The sequence below is a fragment of the Phyllobacterium sp. 628 genome (genome assembly GCF_014189505.1).
In the GTDB taxonomy this organism is placed as follows: domain Bacteria; phylum Pseudomonadota; class Alphaproteobacteria; order Rhizobiales; family Rhizobiaceae; genus Phyllobacterium.
Map to the genome: position 1 here is coordinate 3442808 of NZ_CP050301.1, position 21720 is coordinate 3464527.

The following is a 21720-nucleotide window of genomic DNA, read 5'->3' on the forward strand; positions in this document are numbered from 1 at the left end:
AGATGACGGACGAAAGTCGCTTCTTGCAGCAGAAAACGGGTGGCAATTTACATAGGCCTGCATAAAAGTTTTGATCTATCCGCAATGAAAGGCAACTGCTCGTGACCGCAAATCAGACAACATCGCCCAATCCGCTCGCCATGTCCGGCGTGATCTGGCTGCAATTGTTATTGCTCGGCGCAATCTGGGGCGGTTCGTTCTTCTTCGCCAAGATTGCGGTTGCTGTCGTTCCACCCTTGACGCTGGTTCTGTTCCGCGTCGTCATCGCAGCGTTTGCCCTGCATATTTACCTGCTCAGCCGGGGCATCCGGTTTTGGGATTACCGGCAGCATGCCCTTGGCTTTGCCGGGCTCGGGCTTTTGAACAATGTAATCCCCTTCTCCCTGCTCTTCATTGGCCAGACTGCACTGGGTGCCGGGCTCGAATCGATCCTGAACGCAACAACGCCCATCTGGACGGTAATCATCGCAACCTTTCTGACCACCGATGAAAAGATAACCGCGAACAAAATTTGCGGCATTCTGCTCGGCGTCGTTGGCACCATCGTCATGATCGGACCGGGTGTGTTGACCGGCCTCGGCGGTCCGCTCTGGGCAGAAATTGCCGTGCTTTGCGCCACGCTGTCCTATGCTTTTGCCAGCATTCTCGCCAAGCGGTTCAAAGGTATTCCGCCAACGGTCACGGCAACAGGACAGATGACAGCCTCGACTCTCATCATGATTCCCGTTGTCGCCTTCTACAACGGCGTTCCCGACCTGACGGCACCAAGCGGCGGCGTTTGGGCGGCAATCTTCGCGCTCGGACTTTTATCCACCGCCTTCGCCTATATCCTATTCTTTTCAATCGTCCGCGCGGGTGGTGCGACCAACGCATCGCTCGTAACGCTCGTCGTTCCTGTGAGCGCAATCCTGCTTGGAACAATTTTTCTCGGTGAACAGTTGGGTCTTAAAGACTTCCTCGGGATGACACTCATTGCGCTGGGTCTTTTGACCATCGACGGCAGGGTCTTTGCGGCACTTCGAAAATCGCAAAAAGCCTAAAGTTTTCAATAAATTCAAGTCGCGACGGCTCAATATTCCTGTCGAAATTACGGCATAATTGTGTCACAATTTTTGGAAAATCGGCCCGATGCAGATTTTGGTGCAATGCAAAATTAAACCCGTTTTCCGGTAATTTTATCGTGAATTCACGATTTTTTATTCCGTTAAATACGTTTCATTTCAGAAACTTATCAATATTAGGCAAAAAATTTCTACAGTTCATGTCACACAACAGCAATATTTCCGCTTTTTCTGTGGCAATTTTCCGTTATGCTGAGTGGGTTAACTGCAGGAGACAACCAATGGGACTTACTCGTTCGATGAACGTCCTTATGATCTGTGCAGCGTTCGCATTTATCGGTGCAATGGTCGTAGGACTCATACCCTGATTGAGAATAAGAGCGCCGTGGAGATGGTCTCTGACCGTTAAAAGGTGAAATAAAACAGGATGGCCCGGTTATAGCAACCGGGCCATTTTCTATTGAAACTACCGTGTTCCGATCAGGCGGCTCCAGCCAATGCGGGCTCCAGTGTTCCATTGCCCGGGCGGATACCGATCAGGTGGCAGATCGCAAAAGCAAGATCGGCACGGTTCATCGTGTAGAAATGGAAATCCTGCACACCACGCTCCACAAGGTCCAGAACCTGCTCCGCAGCAACTGCTGACGACACCAGTGCATGGGTTTGCGGATCATTTTCGAGACCCTCGAACCGCTCTGCCAGCCAGGAAGGAATATGGGTTCCCGACTTCGAGCAGAAATTGGTCACCTGCGTGAAATTATGGATCGGCAAAATGCCCGGCAGAATTGGAATGTAAATACCGGCGCGGCGAACCTTTTCCACGTAACGCTCATAGAGATCGTTCTCGAAGAAAAACTGCGTGATTGCCCGTGTCGCACCATTATCGACCTTGCGCTTGAGCATGTCGATATCCGTCGCATAATCCGGGCTCTCCGGATGCTTTTCCGGATAAGCAGAAACGGAAATGTCGAAATCGGCAAAGGCTTTGAGACCAGCGACAAGGTCAGCACCATTCTCATAACCGCCGGGAGTGGGCTTGTAATGCGCACCAAGACCGCCAGCCGGATCACCGCGCAAAGCGACAAAGCGCTTCACGCCCATGGCAGCAAACTCGCGCACCACTGTATCCACTTCTTCCTTTGTCGCGTCGACGCAGGTCAGGTGGGCAGCAGCATTGACATCGGTTTCCGTCAGGATGCGCTTGATCGTACGGGCTGTACGTTCGCGCGTGGAACCGCCGGCGCCATAGGTAACCGAGACGAATTCGGGGTTGAGCGGCGCAAGACGCGTGACCGTTTCCCAAAGCCGTTCTTCCATGACTTCCGTCTTCGGGGGAAAGAACTCGAACGAAACCTTGATATTTGTGCCAAGGTCAGCACGGCGGGATTGGCGGAAAAAACTCATCAGACACTCTCCGTTACGCGGGAGGTTAAAGTGGGATCAGCGATCAGCAAGCGTGGGTCGCGTGCCAGCCACAATTTGACGGTCAGTTTGTCCTTGTCCTTGGGCTCAAGTTCAATGCTGTCTTCCAGCGCCAGACCAGCCTCTGTCTGCCAGTCACGCATCTGGGCATCAGTAAAACCAAGACGCAGATGCGCATGGCTGTCGCGCAGGAACTCAAGATCATGCGGCGCGAAATCGACAATCAGCATACGCCCGCCTGCCCGCAGGGCACGCGCTGCCTCGCGAATGGCTTCGGCAGGATTGTCAAGAAAGTGCAGAACCTGGTGAACTGTCACCAGATCAAACGACTCGCGATCCACCGGCAATGAATAAACATCGCCCTGACGAACCTGTGCATTGGCAATACCCGAGCGGTCGAGGTTGGACCGCGCAATGGTCAGCATGTCACGATTGATATCAATCCCGACGCCGCGCACGTAAAGCGGTGCAAACAGCTCCAGCAGGCGGCCTGTCCCCGTTCCGACATCAAGCATCGACTGGAAGGGCGTGCGGCCGACAATCTTTGTCAGAGCAGCCTCTACGGCGCCGTCCGGCACGTGCAGCGAGCGGATTACATCCCAGCTGGTTGCATTGGCACTGAAATAAGCGGCAGCGCGCTCACGCCGTTGCAGCTTCACCGAGCCCAAACGCTCGATGTCGCGCTCCAGCAAAGGATCGGATGTATCAAGGCGATCAAGCAGCGTGCGGGCAATATCACCAACGATCAGGGATTCTGCGAGGCGGAAATAAGCCCAGGAACCTTCCTGATAGCGGTTGATCAGATTGGCTTCAAACAGCAGCTTGAGGTGACGTGATACGCGTGGCTGCGACTGTCCGAGGATGGAGGTCAGGTCCGAAACCGTCAAATCACCGCGCGACAGAAGCGCCAGAATACGCAAACGGCTTGGCTCCGCAGCGGCTTTCAGCGTATCGACCATCAGGTCCAGATTGAGATCACGTTTATCCATCAGTCTATCCTTAAAAGATATAAAGATATGTTTATGTGAGAAATAAGCGTTTGGCAAGTTTGTTTTTCCGTTGACGGCAATTTTTGTCGCGTCTGAAATAGGCAAACGAATCTGTTGAAGGGGCGCCCGTATGAGTTCAGGAACAAACCGCCAGCGGGCCATCGACAAAGCATTGACGCTGCTTTTGCCAGCCGTCCCCTATTCGGATTCCGAGCCGATCCGAGCTGCTGCAAAGGCTCCGCATATGAGGTCACTGCCGCCGCCCATTGCAATTTGGCTGGCAACAGTCGCCCATGTCAGGCACCAGCATACGGATTACGATGCGTTGCGCGATGAAGGTTATGACAAGGAATCTGCCCGCTTCTTTGTCCTTGCCGCCATCAATCGGAAGCTGACGGAGTGGCGGGCAACCCGGCTATTGGATCCCGACGAGGAAGACCCGAGCTAAGAGGGTTTTCGCCCTGCCATTGGTTGTCGTGGATGAGTTCTGCCAATGGCAGACGTTTGCGCCATCCGCGCTTTTCAAGTTCTGGCGCATCATAGAGTTGATCGACATAGCCGATACATAAATAGGCAATGATCTCGACGTGATCGGGAATACCCAGAATGCGGCGCATGTCCTGATCGTGATAGATACTCACCCAACCAACGCCTATGCCTTCAGCACGCGCTGCCAGCCATAGGTTCTGTACGGCACAGACAGTGCTGTAAACATCCATCTGCCGGTTATGTGTACGCCCCAGCACGACGTCACCGCCGCGTGTCCGGTCACAGGTGATGCACAGATTGATTGGAGCTTTGACGATCCCTTCGAGTTTCAATGAGGCATACAGAGCCTGCCGCTCATCGGGGAACATTGCCGTTGCCTCCGCATTCGCACGGGTAAATGCCCGGCGCACTTCCGCTTTGCGCACATCATCCCGGATAAGGATAAAATTCCACGGCTGCATGAAACCCACTGATGGCGCGTGATGAGCAGCATCAAGCAGGCGCATCAGCACATCATCTTCTATCGGGTCGGGGAGAAACTGATCGCGCACATCGCGCCGCGTGTAAATTGCCTTGTAGACGGCGTCGCGTTCTTCATCGGAAAAATCAGCGGCGGTTACTGGACCGGACGTGAAACCGTGCATTGCTTGCTCCTGACAATGCTTGAATACACCTCGCCCGCTGTCCGTGCGGTTTCGGCTATCTGGTCCGGCCGGTCTTCTGACTGAGGTTCATCTGAGCCGCGCGCCTTCCGGATAATTCCGTGGCAGATTGCGCGATCCATCCCCTATACAGCGTTGGGCACGTGCCGGATTTTCACCGGCTTCCCGATTCTCCTGCAAGCAGGCACCGGACCTTAGATCTATTCGCCATAAATACCGGCGGCACGCAAGCCTCAACCCGGATAAATCCATTGCTCCGGCAACCGCGCATCGACTTTTTCGCCAGCGCGGATAATTCCCGGCACTTCTACCCAGGCAACGATCCCGCGTGAACGCTTCGACGCTTTGACGAAATCGAGCGCAGTTGCGGTGTGATCCCGCGTTCCGGCCCGCTCGGCAATGGACCGTCCGGCAATCTTGCACGGCGCGTTTTGCCCATCGACCTTCAGTGTCACGCCGCCTTCAAAGAAAAGCAGCGTGCGGGGCGGCAGCATGGACAGCGAAGGAATGCCATCCACCACCATATTGGCGCCGATCCATTCCGGCCTAATTTCCGCAAGGCTCATGGCTTTAGCAAGTGTTTCCAGCTCATCCGCCGCCAGAATGGAAATATGCCGTTCATTGCGCATTTCGGTGCCACGCGGATACCAAGGCTCGCGCCCGCCGGACCGGCGGGTCAGGCCCGCGTGATAGTCGCCGCGAATACCCTCGAAGGTGAGGTCCAACTGCTCGACATCGGCAGTGACAAAATTGTCTTTCGGTGCTGCAAACAGGCTGCTCACACGGCCGACAATCTTGCGGGAGGGAAGAATTTGAAGGGTTGTTCCGAAAAGGTCTGCCATGACGCCGCTCCGTGAAATCTGCCGCATCTTAGAAAAATTGATTGTTAAAACCAGCCAATAACAGTGATGAATTGGTCAAAATTGGTGATGGGAGGGCGTTGCAGCCCTCCCATTTCATTCAACGCGTCAAAGGCTTGTAGCTTGGACGCTTTGGATTGACGCTGTCCGGGCCGAGGCGGCGGATCTTGTCATTTTCATAGTCTTCGAAGTTGCCTTCGAACCATTCGACGTGGCTGTCACCTTCGAATGCAAGGATGTGCGTCGCCAACCGGTCGAGGAACATGCGATCGTGGCTGATGATAACGGCGCAGCCAGCATACTTTTCCAGGGCGTCTTCCAAAGCCGCCAGCGTTTCGGTATCCAGATCGTTGGTCGGTTCGTCGAGGAGCAAGACATTGCCGCCGGACTGCAACATCTTGGCAAGGTGCACGCGGTTACGCTGACCACCGGAGAGATTACCAACCTTCTGCTGCTGGTCGCCGCCCTTGAAATTGAATGCCGAAACATAGGCGCGCGAATTCATCTCGTTCTTGCCTATCTTGATGATTTCATTGCCGCCGGAGATTTCTTCCCAAACGTTCTTCTCGGCGACCAGATGATCGCGGCTCTGATCGACATAACCGAGATGCACGGTCTCACCGACCCGGATAGAACCGGAATCCGGCTTTTCCTGTCCGGTGATCATCTTGAACAGGGTGGTCTTACCCGCGCCGTTTGGACCGATAATGCCCACGATACCGCCGGGTGGCAGTTTGAAGGTGAGGTTTTCAATGAGAACACGATCACCGAAAGACTTGGTGAGGTTTTCTGCCTCGATCACAACCTGTCCCAGACGTTCACCAGCTGGGATAATGATCTGTGCATCGCCGGGACGCTGATCGTTTGCGGCATCAACCAGCGCATCATAGGCCTTGATACGTGCCTTCGACTTGGCCTGACGTGCCTTGGGGCTGGCGGAAATCCATTCACGCTCGCGCTCCAGAGCTTTCTGGCGCGAATCGTCCTCACGGCCTTCCTGCAGCATGCGCTTGGACTTGGCACCGAGATAGGCGGAGTAATTGCCTTCATAAGGAATGCCGCGTCCACGGTCGAGCTCAAGAATCCAGCCGGTGACATTGTCGAGGAAGTAGCGATCGTGCGTGATCAGCAAGACGGAGCCGGCATATTCACGCAGGTGCTTTTCCAGCCAGGCGGTGGTCTCGGCGTCAAGATGGTTGGTCGGTTCGTCGAGCAGCAGCAGGTCCGGCTGCGACAGCAGCAGACGGCACAGCGCCACACGGCGGCGTTCACCACCGGAGAGCTTGGTTACCTCGGAATCGCCGGGCGGGCAGCGCAAGGCTTCCATCGCCATTTCAACCTGGGACTCCAGATCCCAAAGGTTCTTGGCGTCGATGATATCCTGCAACTTGGCGCCTTCGTCAGCGGTTTCGTCGGAATAGTTCATCATCAATTCGTTGTAGCGATCAAGAATCGCCTTCTTGTCCGCAACGCCATCCATGACATTGCCCATCACGTCCTTGTTTGGATCGAGATGTGGCTCCTGCGCGAGGTAACCGACAGTGGCACCATCGGCCAGCCATGCTTCGCCGGTATATTCTTTGTCAAGTCCGGCCATGATCTTGAGAATGGTCGACTTACCGGCGCCGTTCGGGCCGAGGATACCGATCTTGGCGTCGGGGTAGAAGGAAAGGTGGACGTTTTCCAGAACCTTCTTGGTTCCGTATGCCTTGTTCAGGCCGGCCATATGATAAATGAATTGGCGTGCCATAACGCGCGTCACTCCGATGTTCGGGATTTTTTGGACATGAATTTGCGCCGTATGTAGGCGAAAGGGGCGCGGGTGGCAATGCGCACGGTGTTTATTTCGGAATGGGCGGGCGTTTTTGCGAGCTATGTATCGGAAATCTTTGTGTGCTCAAGTCCTTCTGCATCACGAGCTTGTCAAAGAACGGTTCAAGGCAGTTTGCATTACCCGTTATGCGTGGTTCGACAAGCTCACCATGAGGGGGATTGGTGGATTGCAGGGAGCCATATTCTGCGATGTTCGCGATTGGCCTTGCAGCTACCATCCCCCTCATGGTGAGCTTGTCGAACCACGCACAACCGGTAATGCAAACCAACCCCTAAAACGAGCGAAACCGGGCGCGGATATTTCCGTCACCCGGTTTCCCCTCTGGTACCGCATTTGGGGAGCGTCCTCTTCTCCCCTAAACGGCCATGTAACTGGCAAGCGCCTGGATATCTGGCTCAATCAATTGTCACGCAACGCAGCGATAAAAGCGTTTTGTCAGCCTGAAAGCCTGGGACAATCGAGAGAAGACACAGGATCCAATCTCTTTCGGAAAGAAGTTTTGCGGCAAGTTTTTGTTGTTTGCAAGTGGTTTTGCAAATTAAAATTGCATCCATGCGACTCTGATTATTTATTGTGCAGAAGTATGAAAATATGGCCTGATTTTTGTAAATTTTATTCTGGATTGACTATTCACGCGCCACGCTTTCAATTGACCGGGGAGACATGAATGAGCTTTGCAGACATCGAAACAGTCCAGTCACCGACAGGCGCCTTGCTTGCCATGCGCTTTTCGCCAGCAACAGGCCCGGGCAAAGCCATCATCCAGATCAGCCACGGACTTGCCGAGCATTGCCTGCGGTATGACAGGTTTGCGCAGCTTCTGAACAGCCATGGCTTTCACGTCTACGCCCACGATCATCGCGGCCATGGATATACAAAAGCCCAAGGCGCTCCGCTTGGCCGCTTTGCCGAGCGCGATGGCATGCGTCTGATACTCGATGATATGGACGCGATCAATGCAACCGCCCGTGCCCGCCATCCCGCATTGCCTCTGGTTCTCTTCGGCCATTCCATGGGTGGATTGATAGGCCTCAATTACGTCTTGGGCTATCAGGACAAGATGCAGGCAGCAGCCATCTGGAACGCCAACTTTTCCGCTGGGCTTGCCGGACGATTGGCGCAAGGCATTTTGCGGGCGGAGCGGATGTTCCTTGGCTCCGACGTTCCGAGCATGCTCCTGCCCAAACTCACCTTTCAAACATGGGCACGCGGCATCAAGAACGCCCGCACCCCATTTGACTGGCTGTCCCGCGATCCGGCCGAAGTCGATGCTTATATCAACGACCCTCTCTGCGGATGGGACGCCTCGGTCAGCATGTGGCGCGATGTCTTTGGCTTTACCTTTGCCGGTGCCGATGACAGCCTTCTCGCCAAGGTGCGGCGCGAGTTGCCGTTCAATCTCGTGGGCGGGGCAGAAGACCCAGCCACTGCAAAAGGCAGCGCTGTGAAAGACCTCAGCAAGCGGATGAAAAAACTTGGCTTCGCCGATGTCACGACCAAAGTTTATGAAGACACCCGCCACGAAGGCTTGAATGAAATCAACCGTGACGTGATTATGGGGAACTTCGTCGAGTGGGCGGCTCGAATCGCCGACAAACAAGCACTGAATTTGGAGCGCACCTGACAATCATGACTGAAGCTCCCCTCAAAGGCGTGCGCGTCATCGAGCTTGCCCGTGTTCTGGCAGGCCCTTGGGCCGGGCAAATCCTTGCTGACCTTGGCGCCGATGTGATCAAGGTGGAAAACCCTGCAGGCGGAGACGAAACGCGTGGCTGGGGACCACCCTTCATCACCAGCAATGAAGGCGAAAATCTTTCCGCCGCCTATTTTCATTCCTGCAATCGCGGCAAGCGCTCGATAACGGTCGATTTCACCTCGCCGGAAGGCCAGGAAACTGTGAAGGCCCTATGCCGGACAGCCGACGTCGTGCTCGAAAACTTCAAGGTCGGCGGTCTCAGGAAATATGGCCTCGATTATGAGAGCTTGAGCGCTGACAATCCAAAACTGGTCTATTGCTCGATCACCGGTTTTGGGCAGACCGGGCCCTATGCCAGTCAGGCCGGCTACGATTTCATCATTCAGGGCATGTCAGGGCTGATGTCTGTGACAGGCGAGCCAGACCGTGAGCCGCAAAAGGTCGGACTGGCCGTCGCCGACGTGTTTACCGGTCTCTATTCGGTCATCGCCATTCAGGCGGCACTGGCCCATGCGGCCAAAACCGGCGAAGGCCAGTTGGTGGACATGGCCCTGTTCGACGTACAGTCTGCCGTTATGGCCAATCAGGCCATGAACTATCTTGCCACCGGCAAAGCCCCCCACCGGATGGGCAACGCGCATCCGAATATTTCCCCCTACGAAGTGGTTCCGACATCAGACGGTCACCTGATCCTTGCGGTCGGCAATGACGGCCAGTTTGCCCGCTTCTGTTCGATCATGGGACTGGACGGCCTCAGCGCCGATCCGCGCTTTCTGACCAACCGCGCACGATTGGAAAATCGCGCTGAACTGACTGCGATTATCCGGGCCGAAACACAAAAACGCACCCGCGCTGATCTGCTGGACGCCTGTGCCAAAAATGCGGTTCCTGCCGGGCCCATCAACCGTATCGGTGAAATGTTCGACGATCCGCAGATCATTTCGCGCCAGTTGCGCCTCAATCTTGATGATAGACATGGCAGCAGCATTCCCTCGGTGCGCACCCCTATCGTCATGTCGAAGACGCCTTTGACCTATGACCGGCCCTCGCCCCGTCTCGGCGAGCACAGTGCAGATATTCTCCAGGAATTGAAGGACGCATCCGATGAAAACCGGCGGTGAATTGATCGTTGAAGCCCTCAAGGCCAATGGCGCAGAACGGCTGTTCTGTGTTCCCGGCGAAAGCTATCTTGCCGTGCTCGATGCGCTTTATGATGCCGATGTCGGAGTAACAGTCTGTCGTGCCGAAGGCGGCGCAACGATGATGGCCGAAGCCTGGGGCAAGCTTACCGGCAAGCCGGGCATCTGCTTCGTCACACGCGGTCCGGGCGCAACCAATGCCTCGCCGGGTATTCACATTGCGATGCAGGATTCAACGCCGTTGATCCTGTTCATCGGGCAGGTCCAGCGCGATGCCCGCGAACGCGAAGCGTTTCAGGAAGTCGAATACCGTCGCTTCTTTGCCGATACTGCCAAATGGGTGGCTGAAATTGACGATGCGCGCCGCATTCCCGAATTTGTCACCCGCGCTTTTTCTGTCGCAACCTCAGGCCGTCCCGGCCCGGTGGTTCTGGCTCTGCCGGAGGATATGCTGACCGACGCGGTGGAGACTGTCGCGGCGCAGGGCTGGCAACCTGTCGAGACTGGTCCCTCACCCGCAAGCATCGAAAAACTTGCCGATCTTCTGCAAGGGGCGAAAAAACCGTTCATGATCCTCGGCGGTTCGCGTTGGGACGAAGCGGCGGTTCGCTCAATCGCCCGCTTTGCCGAAAAATGGCATTTGCCGGTCGGTTGTTCATTCCGCAGGCAAATGCTGTTCGACAATCTGCACGCAAATTATGCCGGTGACGTCGGCATCGGCATCAATCCCGCGCTGGGTACCCGTGTCAAAGAGGCTGATGTGTTGCTGCTGGTCGGCGGGCGGTTCGGTGAAATGCCATCCTCTGGCTATACCCTGATGGACAGTCCCTACCCGCAACAGACATTAATTCACGTCCACCCTGACGCGAATGAACTCGGCCGTGTCTATCGTCCTGCACTTGCCATCAATTCCGCACCCGATGCCTTTGCAGCGGCAGTCGAACATCTGGCTGCACCATCCCACATCAATTGGCCTGATGAAGCCGGGCTGGCTCATGCTTCCTATCTCAAATGGTCAACGCCCCCACAGACTGGACCCGGCAATGTCGCCATGGGTCCGATCATGACCTATCTGGAAAGGGTTCTGCCTGAAGATGCCATCATGACCAATGGCGCGGGCAATTATGCAACATGGCTGCATCGTTTTCACCGGTTCCGGCGCTTTGGCACGCAGGCAGCGCCCACATCCGGTTCCATGGGTTACGGCCTCCCGGCCGCTGTCGCTGCCAAACAGCTTCATCCCGATCGTATGGTTGTCTGCTTTGCCGGTGATGGATGTTTCCTGATGAACGGTCAGGATTTTGCCACGGCGGTCAAATATCAGCTGCCAATTATCGTGTTGGTCATCAATAACAATATTTACGGTACCATCCGCATGCATCAGGAACGGGAATATCCCGGCCGTGTTTCCGCAACGGACCTCACAAATCCGGATTTTGCCATGCTGGCACGCGCCTATGGAGGCCATGGCGAGACAGTGGAAGCGACGGCTGATTTCGAGGGCGCATGGCAGCGGGCGGTTCAAAGCGGAAAACCGTCTATCATCGAAATCCGCCTTGATCCCGAAGCAATCACCCCCGCCAAGACCTTGACGGACATTCGCAATAAGCGTTGATCATTCTTAGTTGAATGAATTGAGGATGGAAAGGCGGCTTCATCAGTGTTAAGGAGCGCGCCTGACACGCCAATACGAAAGTCCGCAACTTGAGCAATCCGGCAATAACAATCGTCATTCCATGCCGAAACGAGGCTGCCAATCTGGCCTTTCTGCTTGATGAGGTAGATGCAGCCATGGAAGGCCGCAACTACGAAGTCATCGTTGTGGATGATGGTTCAACCGACGGGACCGGCGAGGCATTGGGCGAACGTATCCGTGCGGGTAAACCCCTCCGCCACGTCAGACACGATAAGTCAGCTGGTCAGAGCGCTGCAGTGCGCTCGGGTGTTTTTGCCGCCAAGGGCGATATTGTTGTAACCATGGACGGCGATGGACAGAATGATCCGGCTTATTTGCCGAAACTTGCGGATGCATTGATAGCCGCTGGTCCGGGCTTCGGTATAGCTGCGGGGCAGCGACTAAAGCGCACCGATACCAAGCTCAAACAGATTTCCTCGAAATTGGCCAACAAGTTGCGCGGCGCAATCCTCAAGGACAAGACGCGCGATTCCGGCTGCGGACTGAAAGCCCTGCATGCGCAGCTCTTTCGCGAGCTCCCCTTCTTCGATGGCTGGCACCGCTATTTGCCGGCGCTGGTTATTCGCGAGGGTTACGACGTAACGCATGTCGACGTGGTTGACCGCGAGCGCCGTCACGGCAAGTCCAATTACGGTATTCTTGACCGCGGCTTGCGCGGTATTCTCGATCTTTACGGCGTGTGGTGGCTGAGAAAGCGCCGCAAGACCGTTCCTACCATTACGGAGATCAGCCATGGCTGACGCAATCACCAATTGGCTGCACTCTGTCTTTATCGCTCAGTTGGATGCCTGGATGATATTCGGGCTTATTGGGCAGGCTTGTTTCACTATGCGTTTTTTTGTGCAGTGGCTTGCCTCGGAGAAAGTTAAACGCAGCGTTGTGCCTGTAGCCTTCTGGGTCTTCTCGCTGTTTGGCGGCGTTTTACTCCTTGTATATTCAGTGGTTCGTCGAGATCCGGTCTACATTGTGGGACAAGCGCTGGGTCTGTTTGTTTATATTCGCAATCTCTGGCTGATCGTGAACGAGAAATGGACAAAGACAGACCTTAATATTATTCCGGCAACGACGGAGACCATCCATGGCTGACGCAATTACCAATTGGCTGCACTCGGTCTTTGTCGCCCAGTTCGATGCCTGGATCCTCCTCGGCTTCTTTGCCCAGGGCTGTTTCACCATGCGCTTTGTCGTGCAGTGGATTGCCTCGGAAAGGGCCAAGCGCAGCGTCGTCCCCGTAACATTCTGGTTCTTTTCGCTGTTTGGCGGCGTCTTGCTGTTTGTCTATGCCATTGTCCGCAAGGATCCCGTATTCATTGCCGGCCAAGGACTGGGACTTGTTGTGTATATTCGCAATCTCTGGCTGATCGCCAATGAGAAAAAGGCGATGACACAGGATACGTGAGGACGACAACCCGCAAGGCACGATCATGACCAACCCTGACCCTGCTTTTGCGGCTCGCGCAAAACTCCGCATCAGCCATTATCTGCTGTTGATTTTCATTTGCCTTGTATCGTTTGTGCCGGGGATCGCCTCGATTCCGCCGCTCGACAGGGATGAATCGCGCTACATTCAGGCCACGCATCAGATGGCCGAGAGCGGCGATTACGTTGATATCCGCTTTCAGGAAGCATCCCGCTACAAGAAGCCTGTCGGCATCTACTGGCTGCAAAGTGCTGCGCTGAAACTGACGGGTTACAACGACAAGGCGCCTGTCTGGACGTACCGGCTCGTGTCAGTCGCCGGTGCGACACTTGCCGTGCTGGCTACGGCAGCACTGGGCGCTTTCCTGTTTGGTCAAAGCGCCGGGTTGATGGCAGGTATGGCCCTTGCAGCCATCGTCATGCTCGGTTTTGAAGCCCGCGTCGCCAAAACCGATGCAACGCTTTTGGCGACTGTCGTCTTCGCGCAAGGCGCGCTGGCGGCAATGTGGATGGCAAGCCGCGAGAAAGCACCGGTGAAATGGGCCCCGGCGCTTATATTCTGGATTGCGACAGCCGTGGGAATTCTCATCAAAGGCCCTATCACGCCCTTCGTCAGTGTTTTGACTGCCGCCACACTCTGCATCTTCTACCGCGAATGGCAGTGGTTGAAGCGATTGAAACCGCTCGGCGGCCTCGCCATTCTGCTCGTCATTGTTCTGCCTTGGCTCATTATGATCACGCTGAAAAGCGGCGGCGCATTCTTTACCGAGTCGGTCGGCAATGATCTTCTATCAAAGGTAGGCGATGGACAGGAAAGCCATGGCGCTCCCCCCGGCTACTTCGCGCTGATCTTCGTTGTCTTCATCTGGCCATTCGGTGTCATGGCCATCCGTGGCGGTTTGCAGGCTCTGAGCCGTTTCCGCACCGATCCGCGTCTGGCCTTTCTCACCGCCTGGTACATCCCTTACTGGCTGGTCACAGAGCTGATCCCAACCAAGCTGCCGCATTATATCCTTCCTGCCTACCCCGCGCTGCTTCTCATGATGGCATGGGCGATTGATACGGGCATCGCGAGCAAGCCCTATAGCGGACGCTGGCAGATTTGGCTTGAACGCTTGACGCTGGCCGGGCTTGCCGTAGCCACATTGGCATTGATGGGTGCTGGCACGATCTTGCCGTGGGTCATGGCGCAAACCATTTCTCTTCGGGGAATTGTTGCGTTCTTCACGGCAGCGGCAGCTGGCGTTTTCGCCAGCGGTTTTTTTCTCAAGCACAATCTGAAACTCGCCATTCAGGCGGCGTCGGGTTTTGCCATCGTTACACTAGCCTTGCTCACATGGGGCGTTGTCCCGGCAATCACGCCGATCTGGATGAGCCCGGCGATCAACCAAGCTTTCAATGAAGCCAAGCCTTGCCCGGACAGCATTCTTGCCTCAGCTGGTTACGCTGAACCGAGCCTTGTCTTTCTGGCGGGGACAAAAACAGTTCTGACCGACGGTGCAGGCGCAGCAAAACACCTGCTCGGCAATCCATCCTGTGCGATTGCAGCTGTCGATGAACGCAATCAGGCGGATTTTTACCAGAACCTGCCGCAGGGCGATAAATCAGTTGTCATCGTCGGCACCGCTTCGGGTATCAACTACAGCAAAGGCCGCAAGACCACGGTGACTTTGTACAAAGCTGTGCAGTAAAAAATTCGGCTGCATCAGCAGTGTGCGTGGTTCGACAAGCTCACCATGAGGGAGATGGATGATTGCGGGGAGCCATATTCTGCAATCTTTCCGATTAGCTTTGCAGCGACACTCTCCCTCATGGTGAGCTTGTCGAACCACCCAAAATAGATATGCAGATGTTGTTTTAAGCGCTCTTGCCCAGCAGCGGACGGCCGAGCGAGTAATATTCCAGCCCTGTGCCCTCGAGATCCTGCTCGCCATAGACATTGCGCAGATCGAACAGGAGATTGCCCTTCATCAGGCCTGCCACTTTCTTCAGATCCAGTGCCCGATAGGCGTTCCATTCCGTTAGCAGTACAGTAATTTCCGCTCCCTCGATGGCTTCATACGCGGATTTACACCAGACAACACCCGGCAGCACTGCTTCCGCAGCGGATCGTGCTTCGGGGTCATGCGCCCGCACTGTCAGACCAGCCTTTTGGAGGGCGGGAATGATGTCGAGCGAGGGTGACTCGCGAATATCATCCGTATTGGGTTTGAAAGCGATCCCCAGCGCTGCGACAGTCTTGGCACCACTCTTGCGGGCTGCTTCGATGACCCGCTCCGCCATGGAGCGCTTGCGCTGCTCATTCACCGTAACGACCTGCTCGATCAGCGTCTGTGGTGCATTCATCTTCCGGCCGGTCGCCGCATAGGCCCGGGTATCCTTGGGGAAGCAGGAACCGCCAAAACCCGGACCCGCATGCAGGAACTTCGAGCCAATGCGATTGTCCATGCCGATGGCGCGGGCAACATCCTGCACATTACCGCCGGTCTTTTCACACAGATCGGCAACCTCGTTGATAAAGGTCACTTTCATCGCCAGAAATGCATTGGCCGCATATTTGATGATCTCGGCGTTTTCCAGTGTCGTGACAATCATTGGCGTTTCGCGCAGGTAAAGCGGGCGATAAACCCGCTTCATGGCGTCGGAGCCGCGCTGATCATGCACGCCGACCACAACACGGTCCGGCCGCAGGAAATCTTCAACTGCTGATCCCTCCCGCAGGAACTCAGGGTTCGATACCATGGAAAACGCAACGTCTGGCCGTGCCTTGGCGATATGAGCGCGCACATCAGCATTGGTGCCAACGACGACAGTCGACTTGATGACAATCACAGCACCGGGCTTCATTGCCGCAGCAATCTCGTCAGCGGCTGCATAGATATATTGCAAATCGGCTTCACCATCACCGCGGCGCGAAGGCGTACCAACGGCAATGAAAATAACGTCGGCATCGGCTACGGTGGAGGCAAGTTCAGTGGTAAAAATCAGGCGGCCGTCGCGAGCATTGCGTGTCAGCAACTCATCAAGACCCGGCTCATAAATCGTGACTTCACCCGCCTGCAAGCGTTCGATGATCGCCGGATTTTTGTCCACGCAGGTGACCTGAAAACCGAATTCGGCAAAACAGACACCCGAAACCAGACCGACATAGCCAGTCCCGATCATCGCAATCTTCATCACATCTATCCAATCCGTAAGCTCAATTTGGCGCAGACATTTCGCACATTAGCGCGGCGCTGCCAATCGCGGGAATTATGCTCAATTCAAAACGCCAGCTGCGAGTGCGCGGCTGGCGTTTTTGTATTGCTTATTTAGGGCGCATGATCGCCGGTTCAAGCCAGTTTCGGCGGCGTGCGCTGGGGACCCCGGCGCTCGGCAGATGCAGCCCAGAGATTGATATCGGCATCGTTTGCATAGATATCAATTTCAGCCAGTTCAGCCGCTGTGAACTCCAGATTGTCGAGTGCCTTGACACAATCGATAACCTGTTGCGGTTTGCTTGCACCGATAAGCGCTGTGGTAATCCGTCCGCCGCGCAAGACCCAGGCCAGCGCCATCTGAGCCAGCGTCTGGCCGCGTTTGCTGGCAATCGCGTTCAGCGCCCGAATGTTCTCGATGTTCTGTTCACTGAGGAATGCGGGGTTGAGCGATTTGCCCTGTGCCGCGCGACTCTCGTCCGGCACACCCTTCAAATACTTGTCGGTGAGCATGCCCTGCGAGAGCGGCGAGAACACGATCGAGCCAATACCGAGGTCTTCCAGCGTATCGACAAGACCGTCTTCTTCAATCCAGCGGTTGATCATCGAATAGCTTGGCTGATGGATCAGGCAAGGCGTACCCAATTCTTCCAGAATAGCCGCAGCTTCGCGGGTGCGCTGCGAATTGTAGGAGGAGAGGCCGACATATTGGGCCCGGCCGGAGCGCACGATATGATCCAGCGCCATCATCGTCTCTTCCAGCGGTGTGTCCGGATCAAAACGATGCGAATAGAAAATATCGACATAGTCGAGGCCTAGCCGCTTCAGGCTCTGGTCACAGCTGGCAATCATATATTTGCGGCTGCCCCATTCGCCGTAAGGGCCCGGCCACATGCCATAACCCGCCTTCGACGAAATGATCAGTTCGTCGCGATAGCCCTTGAAATCATTGCGCAGGATTTCGCCGAATGCTTCTTCAGCCGAACCTGGAGGCGGGCCGTAATTGTTGGCCAGATCAAAATGCGTGATGCCGAGATCGAAAGCCTGATGGCAAATCGCCTGCTTCACCTGATGCGGCGTATCATGACCGAAATTGTGCCACAACCCTAGGGAAATTGCCGGCAATTTGAGACCGCTTTTGCCGCAGCGATTGTACTTCATGGCGTCGTAACGTTTGGAGTCTGCAGTCCATCTCATGATCAATCTCTTCCCTGTCGTCTTTGCATGCCGCGCTGAACGAATCCCGTTTCAGCGCGCCGGACTATGAACGAAAGTCATAATGATGTCATGACATGAAATAGCGAAGCCGCTCTTCTGAAGCGGCTTCATATGCATTCAACCCTTGATGATCATATCCTTGTCATCGAAGCGATAAGTTCGCCCGGCATCCGGGGTGGCATAAAGCACATCATCGACATTGTACTGGTGTTCGCCGAACAGACGCACCGTCAGCGGACCGAAATCGGTCTGCAGATAGATGATCGTGTCGGCACCAAGATGCTCGACATGGATGACCGAACCCTTCCACGTGCCGGATGTCTTGCTAATCTGGATATGTTCAGGCCTGATACCAACATTCTTGGCCGTGGCATCGCCGAGCTTTGCACCCTCAATCAGGTTCATCTGCGGCGAGCCGATAAACCCGGCAACAAACAGCGTTTGCGGTGAATTATAAAGCTCCATTGGCGAGCCAACTTGCTCGATCTGCCCTTTATTCATCACGACGATTTTGTCAGCAAGCGTCATCGCTTCCACCTGATCATGCGTCACATAGATCATGGTGGCTTTCAGCTGGCGGTGCAGACGGGCAATCTCGAGCCGTGTGTTGACGCGCAAAGCCGCATCCAGGTTCGACAAGGGTTCATCGAACAAAAAGAGCTGCGGCTCACGCACAATCGCACGGCCGATCGCTACACGCTGGCGCTGACCACCAGACAGTTCGGAAGGGCGACGCTCCAGATAATCATCGAGCGACAACATGGCTGATGCGATCCTGGTGCGTTCCTTGATTTCTTCTGCCGGCTTGCCTGCCTGTTTCAGGCCGAGGCCCATATTGTCGCGCACCGACAGGTGCGGATAGAGCGCATAGGTCTGGAACACCATGGCAATACCGCGCTTAGCGGGCGGTGTGTTGTTGACCTTTTTGCCATCAATCAAAATCTCGCCAGAGGTTGCATCCTCAAGCCCCGCGATGACTCGCAGAAGGGTGGACTTGCCACAGCCGGAAGGTCCGACAAAAATCACAAATTCGCCGTCCTCGACCTCAAGGTCGATGCCTTTGAGCACGTCCACATGACCAAAAGACTTACGAATATTTTCTATCTTCAAAGAACCCAATGTCTTGTTCCCGTCTTCAATTTCTTAATTATAGGTCTATTGGCTTGCCGGTCCGCACGCTTTCGTCGGCCGCGAGGCAAACGCTGAGCGAGCGCACGGCATCCTGCATGTGGCGGCCAAGATCGAGATTTTCGCGGATAGCCTTGAGCACGAAAGCCTGTTCCAGATCGCACAATTCCTGGTGGCCGGGCTCCCCTGCCATGTTGAGCAGATCATCCGGCTTGGCAAAACGGCCATCGTCACCGCGTTTGGCCGAATGCAATCGAATGGTCGACGTCTTGGTGTGCGAGTCGATATCGTCTGATTTGGCATTTTGGTCCATGACGATGGACACGCAGCCATTGGGCGAGATCACATCCTTCACGAAGAACGCCGTTTCCGACATCATCGGACCCCAACCCGCTTCATACCAGCCGACGGAATTGTCATCGAACAGCACCTGCAGATGACCGTAATTGTACATCTTGGCATCGATTTCATCGGAAAGCCGAACGCCCATGCCACGCACCTGTACCGGCTTGGCATCGGTGATCTGCAACATCACGTCAAGATAATGCACGCCGCAATCAACGATTGGCGATGTGGTCTGCATCAGGGCCTTGTGGGTTTCCCATGTCGCGCCGCTGGACTGCTGGTTGAGGTTCATGCGGAAGACGTAGGGGCCGCCGAGCTTGCGGGCTTCCTCAATCAGACGCACCCATGAGGGATGGTGGCGCAAGATATAGCCGATCACCAGCTTGCGGCCATGCTGTTTGGCGGCAGCAACCACCCGCTCCGCGTCGGCAACCGTTGTTGCCAAAGGCTTTTCGACAAAAACGTCGGCACCTGCTGCCATCGCCGCTACTGCATAATCCGCATGGCTATCAGAATACGTGTTGATCGACACCAGTTCCGGCTTCAAATCGGCCAATGCCTGATCGAAAGACGGATGGATTGTATAACCTTGCAACTCTTCAACCAGCGGCACGACCGAGCGATTCACCAGACCGACAATCTCGAAGCCGGGATTGTTGTGGTAGGCGAGCGCGTGGCTTCTGCCCATATTGCCGAGGCCGGCGACAAGAACCCGGATGGGCTTTTGCGCATTCGCACTCATTTGACTGCTCCTGATGTAATGCCGCGGATCAATTGCCGCGAGAAGAGGAAGTAGAGGGCGAGGACTGGCAGGATCGCCAGCGTCAGCGCGGCAAGAACCGCATTCCAGTTGGTGACGAACTGACCGATAAACACCTGCGAGCCGAGCGTGACAGTCTTGGTCGCGTCGCTTGGCGCCAGAATCAGCGGGAACCACAGATCGTTCCAGATCGGGATCATGGTGAATACGGCAACGGTCGCCATTGCAGGCCGTACCAAAGGCAGCACAAGCCGGAAGAAGATCGAATATTCCGAAAGCCCGTCAATGCGGCCGGCATTCTTCAGATCATCGGACACTGTACGCATGAACTCCGTCAAAATGAACACGGCGAGTGGCAGGCCCTGCGCCGTATAGACGAGGATCAGCGCGGTCAGCGTATTCACAAGGCCGGTCGCAACCATCCCCTGCAGAATTGCTACGGTCCCCAAACGGATCGGGATCATGATGCCGAGCGCCAGATAAAGCCCCATCAGCGAGTTGCCGCGAAAACGGTATTCAGACAAGGCGAAGGCTGCCATGGCACCAAACAGCAGCACAAAGAAAATCGACACGGACGTGACGATCAGGCTGTTCTGGAAATACAGGGTGAAATCGCCCTGCTTCAGAACGGTTTCATAGCCGATCAAACTGAAACTGGTTTCGTTGGGCAAACCGAGCGGATTGCGGAAAATCGATGCCCGATCCTTGAACGAGTTGATAACAGTCAGGAATACCGGGAACAATGCGATAACGGTGTAGATGATCAGCGCGGCATGAACGAGACTGGAACGGAGAGGTGATGTACGGGCTTTTGCCATGATGTGAACCTTTCCGATTCTAGAACTGGTACCGGCGCATGCGCCGCTGGATGGCAAACAGATAGATGCAGACGCCAGTCAGGATGATGAGGAACATTACTGTGGCAATCGTCGCGCCCATGGATTTATCGCCAATCTGCAGCTGGAAGCCGAAGAACGTGCGGTACAGCAAGGTGCCAAGGATGTCGGTTGACCCATCCGGCCCTGCAAGCGCTCCCTGCACCGTATAGATCAGATCGAACGCGTTGAAATTGCCCACAAACGTCAAAATGGAAATGATACCGATTGATGGCAGGATCAGCGGCAGCTTGATTTTCCAGAACTGGCTCCAGCCGGTGATGCCGTCACATTCGGCCGCTTCCAGAACCTCCTCCGGAATACTCAACATCGAGGCATAGATCAGCATGGTTGGAATGCCGATATTCTGCCACACCGAAATAAGCGAGACGGTGATCAGTGCCGAACTCGGCTTGCCCAGCCAAGGCGAGAACATCGATTTCAAACCCACCAGATCCATCAGATAGGGCGACACGCCCCAGATCGGCGACAGGATCAGCTTCCAGATGAAACCGACAATCACGAAGGATAAGAGCGTCGGCAGGAACAGCGCTGTTCTGTAGAACGCACCGAACCGTAATTTTGGCACGGAAAGCAGCGCCGCCAGTGCAACACCGATCGGATTCTGCACCAGCATATGGATCACGAAGAACACGAAATTGTTGCGCAGGGCATTCCAGAAACTATCCGACCAGCGCGGCTCGCCAAACAATGTCTGGAAATTACCGAAGCCAACAAAAACGCTCTGGCCATCAACAACATTGAACAGTGACAGGCGCAGCGTCTCGGCCAGGGGCAGGATCATGATCGCCGTATAGACGATCACCGCCGGCAACAGGAACACAAGGATGTGCCAGCGCCGTGCGCGTTTGTCCTGACCCTTGTCAGACTGGGAATAGTCGGCCGTGCTCATTAAATCGCAAACCCCTG

General features: G+C 55.3%; 20 protein-coding genes and 1 riboswitch. Of the genes, 9 read left to right on the top strand and 11 right to left on the bottom strand.

Going from position 1 to position 21720, the window contains the following annotated elements; all coding sequences use genetic code 11:
• The first annotated feature begins 140 nt into the window (after positions 1–140).
• Positions 141–1040 carry a DMT family transporter gene (locus tag HB779_RS18575; protein WP_188346005.1) on the top strand — a complete coding sequence of 300 codons (900 nt, stop codon included), beginning with the start codon at positions 141–143 and terminating at the stop codon, positions 1038–1040.
• A 501-nt stretch (positions 1041–1541) separates the two neighbouring features.
• Here HB779_RS18575 and metF read toward each other — a convergent pair.
• Complete coding sequence (metF, locus tag HB779_RS18580) at positions 1542–2465, bottom strand: methylenetetrahydrofolate reductase [NAD(P)H] (protein ID WP_188343718.1); 924 nt, start codon at positions 2463–2465, stop codon at positions 1542–1544.
• Positions 2465–3472, bottom strand: coding sequence for a metalloregulator ArsR/SmtB family transcription factor (locus HB779_RS18585; protein ID WP_188343719.1), 1008 nt, complete (start codon positions 3470–3472; stop codon positions 2465–2467). The genes metF and HB779_RS18585 overlap by 1 nt, the downstream gene beginning before the upstream one ends.
• 130 nt (positions 3473–3602) lie before the next feature.
• Here HB779_RS18585 and HB779_RS18590 point away from each other — a divergent pair, with 130 nt between their 5' ends.
• Complete coding sequence (locus HB779_RS18590; RefSeq protein ID WP_188343720.1) at positions 3603–3920, top strand: DUF2293 domain-containing protein; 318 nt, start codon at positions 3603–3605, stop codon at positions 3918–3920.
• On the opposite strand, the gene bluB is transcribed toward HB779_RS18590, so the two are convergent.
• The 3 genes from bluB to ettA all read right to left on the bottom strand — a co-directional run bounded on the left by bluB (position 3853) and on the right by ettA (position 7233).
• The gene (bluB, locus tag HB779_RS18595) at positions 3853–4605 is read right to left on the bottom strand and encodes a 5,6-dimethylbenzimidazole synthase (RefSeq protein ID WP_188343721.1); all 753 of its coding nucleotides are present in this window, start codon (positions 4603–4605) and stop codon (positions 3853–3855) included. The two genes, HB779_RS18590 and bluB, sit on opposite strands and share 68 nt — an antisense overlap.
• A 48-nt stretch (positions 4606–4653) precedes the next feature.
• Positions 4654–4830, bottom strand: a riboswitch (cobalamin riboswitch).
• Positions 4831–4856: 26 nt separating this feature from the next.
• Positions 4857–5465 (bottom strand): MOSC domain-containing protein, encoded by a 609-nt coding sequence (locus tag HB779_RS18600; RefSeq protein ID WP_188343722.1) that lies wholly within the window; start codon positions 5463–5465, stop codon positions 4857–4859.
• Positions 5466–5583: 118 nt separating this feature from the next.
• Entirely contained in the window at positions 5584–7233 is a 1650-nt protein-coding gene (ettA, locus tag HB779_RS18605; RefSeq protein ID WP_188343723.1) for an energy-dependent translational throttle protein EttA, read from the bottom strand.
• A 751-nt stretch (positions 7234–7984) separates the two neighbouring features.
• Between ettA and HB779_RS18610 the strand changes: the two genes are divergently transcribed.
• The 7 genes from HB779_RS18610 (at position 7985) to HB779_RS18640 (ending at position 14958) form a co-directional block, all read left to right on the top strand.
• Entirely contained in the window at positions 7985–8941 is a 957-nt protein-coding gene (locus tag HB779_RS18610) for an alpha/beta fold hydrolase (RefSeq protein ID WP_188343724.1), read from the top strand.
• Between the two features lie 5 nt (positions 8942–8946).
• A complete protein-coding gene (locus tag HB779_RS18615) occupies positions 8947–10134 on the top strand; it encodes a CaiB/BaiF CoA-transferase family protein (protein WP_188343725.1) in 1188 nt (395 codons plus the stop codon).
• Positions 10118–11767 carry a thiamine pyrophosphate-binding protein gene (locus HB779_RS18620; protein WP_188343726.1) on the top strand — a complete coding sequence of 550 codons (1650 nt, stop codon included), beginning with the start codon at positions 10118–10120 and terminating at the stop codon, positions 11765–11767. The genes HB779_RS18615 and HB779_RS18620 overlap by 17 nt, the downstream gene beginning before the upstream one ends.
• 89 nt (positions 11768–11856) lie before the next feature.
• Complete coding sequence (locus HB779_RS18625) at positions 11857–12588, top strand: glycosyltransferase family 2 protein (protein WP_188343727.1); 732 nt, start codon at positions 11857–11859, stop codon at positions 12586–12588.
• Positions 12581–12934, top strand: a complete 354-nt coding sequence (locus tag HB779_RS18630) for a lipid-A-disaccharide synthase N-terminal domain-containing protein (RefSeq protein WP_188343728.1) — start codon at positions 12581–12583, stop codon at positions 12932–12934. The genes HB779_RS18625 and HB779_RS18630 overlap by 8 nt, the downstream gene beginning before the upstream one ends.
• The gene (locus HB779_RS18635) at positions 12927–13247 is read left to right on the top strand and encodes a lipid-A-disaccharide synthase N-terminal domain-containing protein (RefSeq protein WP_188343729.1); all 321 of its coding nucleotides are present in this window, start codon (positions 12927–12929) and stop codon (positions 13245–13247) included. The genes HB779_RS18630 and HB779_RS18635 overlap by 8 nt, the downstream gene beginning before the upstream one ends.
• 25 nt (positions 13248–13272) lie before the next feature.
• A complete protein-coding gene (locus HB779_RS18640; protein WP_188343730.1) occupies positions 13273–14958 on the top strand; it encodes a glycosyltransferase family 39 protein in 1686 nt (561 codons plus the stop codon).
• A 166-nt stretch (positions 14959–15124) separates the two neighbouring features.
• Here HB779_RS18640 and HB779_RS18645 read toward each other — a convergent pair whose 3' ends face one another.
• The 6 genes from HB779_RS18645 to HB779_RS18670 form a co-directional block, all read right to left on the bottom strand.
• Positions 15125–16444: a UDP-glucose/GDP-mannose dehydrogenase family protein gene (locus HB779_RS18645; protein WP_188343731.1), complete on the bottom strand. Its 1320-nt coding sequence runs from the start codon at positions 16442–16444 to the stop codon at positions 15125–15127.
• 155 nt (positions 16445–16599) lie between these two features.
• Positions 16600–17661, bottom strand: coding sequence for an L-glyceraldehyde 3-phosphate reductase (gene mgrA, locus HB779_RS18650; protein WP_188343732.1), 1062 nt, complete (start codon positions 17659–17661; stop codon positions 16600–16602).
• A 138-nt stretch (positions 17662–17799) separates the two neighbouring features.
• The gene (locus tag HB779_RS18655; RefSeq protein ID WP_188343733.1) at positions 17800–18801 is read right to left on the bottom strand and encodes an ABC transporter ATP-binding protein; all 1002 of its coding nucleotides are present in this window, start codon (positions 18799–18801) and stop codon (positions 17800–17802) included.
• 28 nt (positions 18802–18829) lie between these two features.
• Entirely contained in the window at positions 18830–19897 is a 1068-nt protein-coding gene (locus HB779_RS18660) for a Gfo/Idh/MocA family protein (protein WP_188343734.1), read from the bottom strand.
• Positions 19894–20733, bottom strand: coding sequence for a carbohydrate ABC transporter permease (locus tag HB779_RS18665; protein ID WP_188343735.1), 840 nt, complete (start codon positions 20731–20733; stop codon positions 19894–19896). Before HB779_RS18665 ends, HB779_RS18660 begins: the two co-directional genes overlap by 4 nt.
• A gap of 19 nt (positions 20734–20752) precedes the next feature.
• Complete coding sequence (locus tag HB779_RS18670) at positions 20753–21703, bottom strand: carbohydrate ABC transporter permease (protein WP_188343736.1); 951 nt, start codon at positions 21701–21703, stop codon at positions 20753–20755.
• Positions 21704–21720: the final 17 nt, after the last annotated feature.

Coding starts and splice junctions, on each gene's coding strand:
- HB779_RS18575 (WP_188346005.1), top strand. CDS start 141: ATGTCCGGCGTGATCTGGCTGCAATTGTTATTGCTCGGCGCAATCTGG.
- bluB (WP_188343721.1), bottom strand. CDS start 4,605: ATGCACGGTTTCACGTCCGGTCCAGTAACCGCCGCTGATTTTTCCGAT.
- HB779_RS18640 (WP_188343730.1), top strand. CDS start 13,273: ATGACCAACCCTGACCCTGCTTTTGCGGCTCGCGCAAAACTCCGCATC.
- mgrA (WP_188343732.1), bottom strand. CDS start 17,661: ATGAGATGGACTGCAGACTCCAAACGTTACGACGCCATGAAGTACAAT.
- HB779_RS18635 (WP_188343729.1), top strand. CDS start 12,927: ATGGCTGACGCAATTACCAATTGGCTGCACTCGGTCTTTGTCGCCCAG.
- HB779_RS18610 (WP_188343724.1), top strand. CDS start 7,985: ATGAGCTTTGCAGACATCGAAACAGTCCAGTCACCGACAGGCGCCTTG.
- HB779_RS18585 (WP_188343719.1), bottom strand. CDS start 3,472: ATGGATAAACGTGATCTCAATCTGGACCTGATGGTCGATACGCTGAAA.
- HB779_RS18665 (WP_188343735.1), bottom strand. CDS start 20,733: ATGGCAAAAGCCCGTACATCACCTCTCCGTTCCAGTCTCGTTCATGCC.
- HB779_RS18670 (WP_188343736.1), bottom strand. CDS start 21,703: ATGAGCACGGCCGACTATTCCCAGTCTGACAAGGGTCAGGACAAACGC.
- HB779_RS18615 (WP_188343725.1), top strand. CDS start 8,947: ATGACTGAAGCTCCCCTCAAAGGCGTGCGCGTCATCGAGCTTGCCCGT.
- metF (WP_188343718.1), bottom strand. CDS start 2,465: ATGAGTTTTTTCCGCCAATCCCGCCGTGCTGACCTTGGCACAAATATC.
- HB779_RS18660 (WP_188343734.1), bottom strand. CDS start 19,897: ATGAGTGCGAATGCGCAAAAGCCCATCCGGGTTCTTGTCGCCGGCCTC.
- HB779_RS18590 (WP_188343720.1), top strand. CDS start 3,603: ATGAGTTCAGGAACAAACCGCCAGCGGGCCATCGACAAAGCATTGACG.
- HB779_RS18600 (WP_188343722.1), bottom strand. CDS start 5,465: ATGGCAGACCTTTTCGGAACAACCCTTCAAATTCTTCCCTCCCGCAAG.
- HB779_RS18620 (WP_188343726.1), top strand. CDS start 10,118: ATGAAAACCGGCGGTGAATTGATCGTTGAAGCCCTCAAGGCCAATGGC.
- ettA (WP_188343723.1), bottom strand. CDS start 7,233: ATGGCACGCCAATTCATTTATCATATGGCCGGCCTGAACAAGGCATAC.
- HB779_RS18645 (WP_188343731.1), bottom strand. CDS start 16,444: ATGAAGATTGCGATGATCGGGACTGGCTATGTCGGTCTGGTTTCGGGT.
- HB779_RS18630 (WP_188343728.1), top strand. CDS start 12,581: ATGGCTGACGCAATCACCAATTGGCTGCACTCTGTCTTTATCGCTCAG.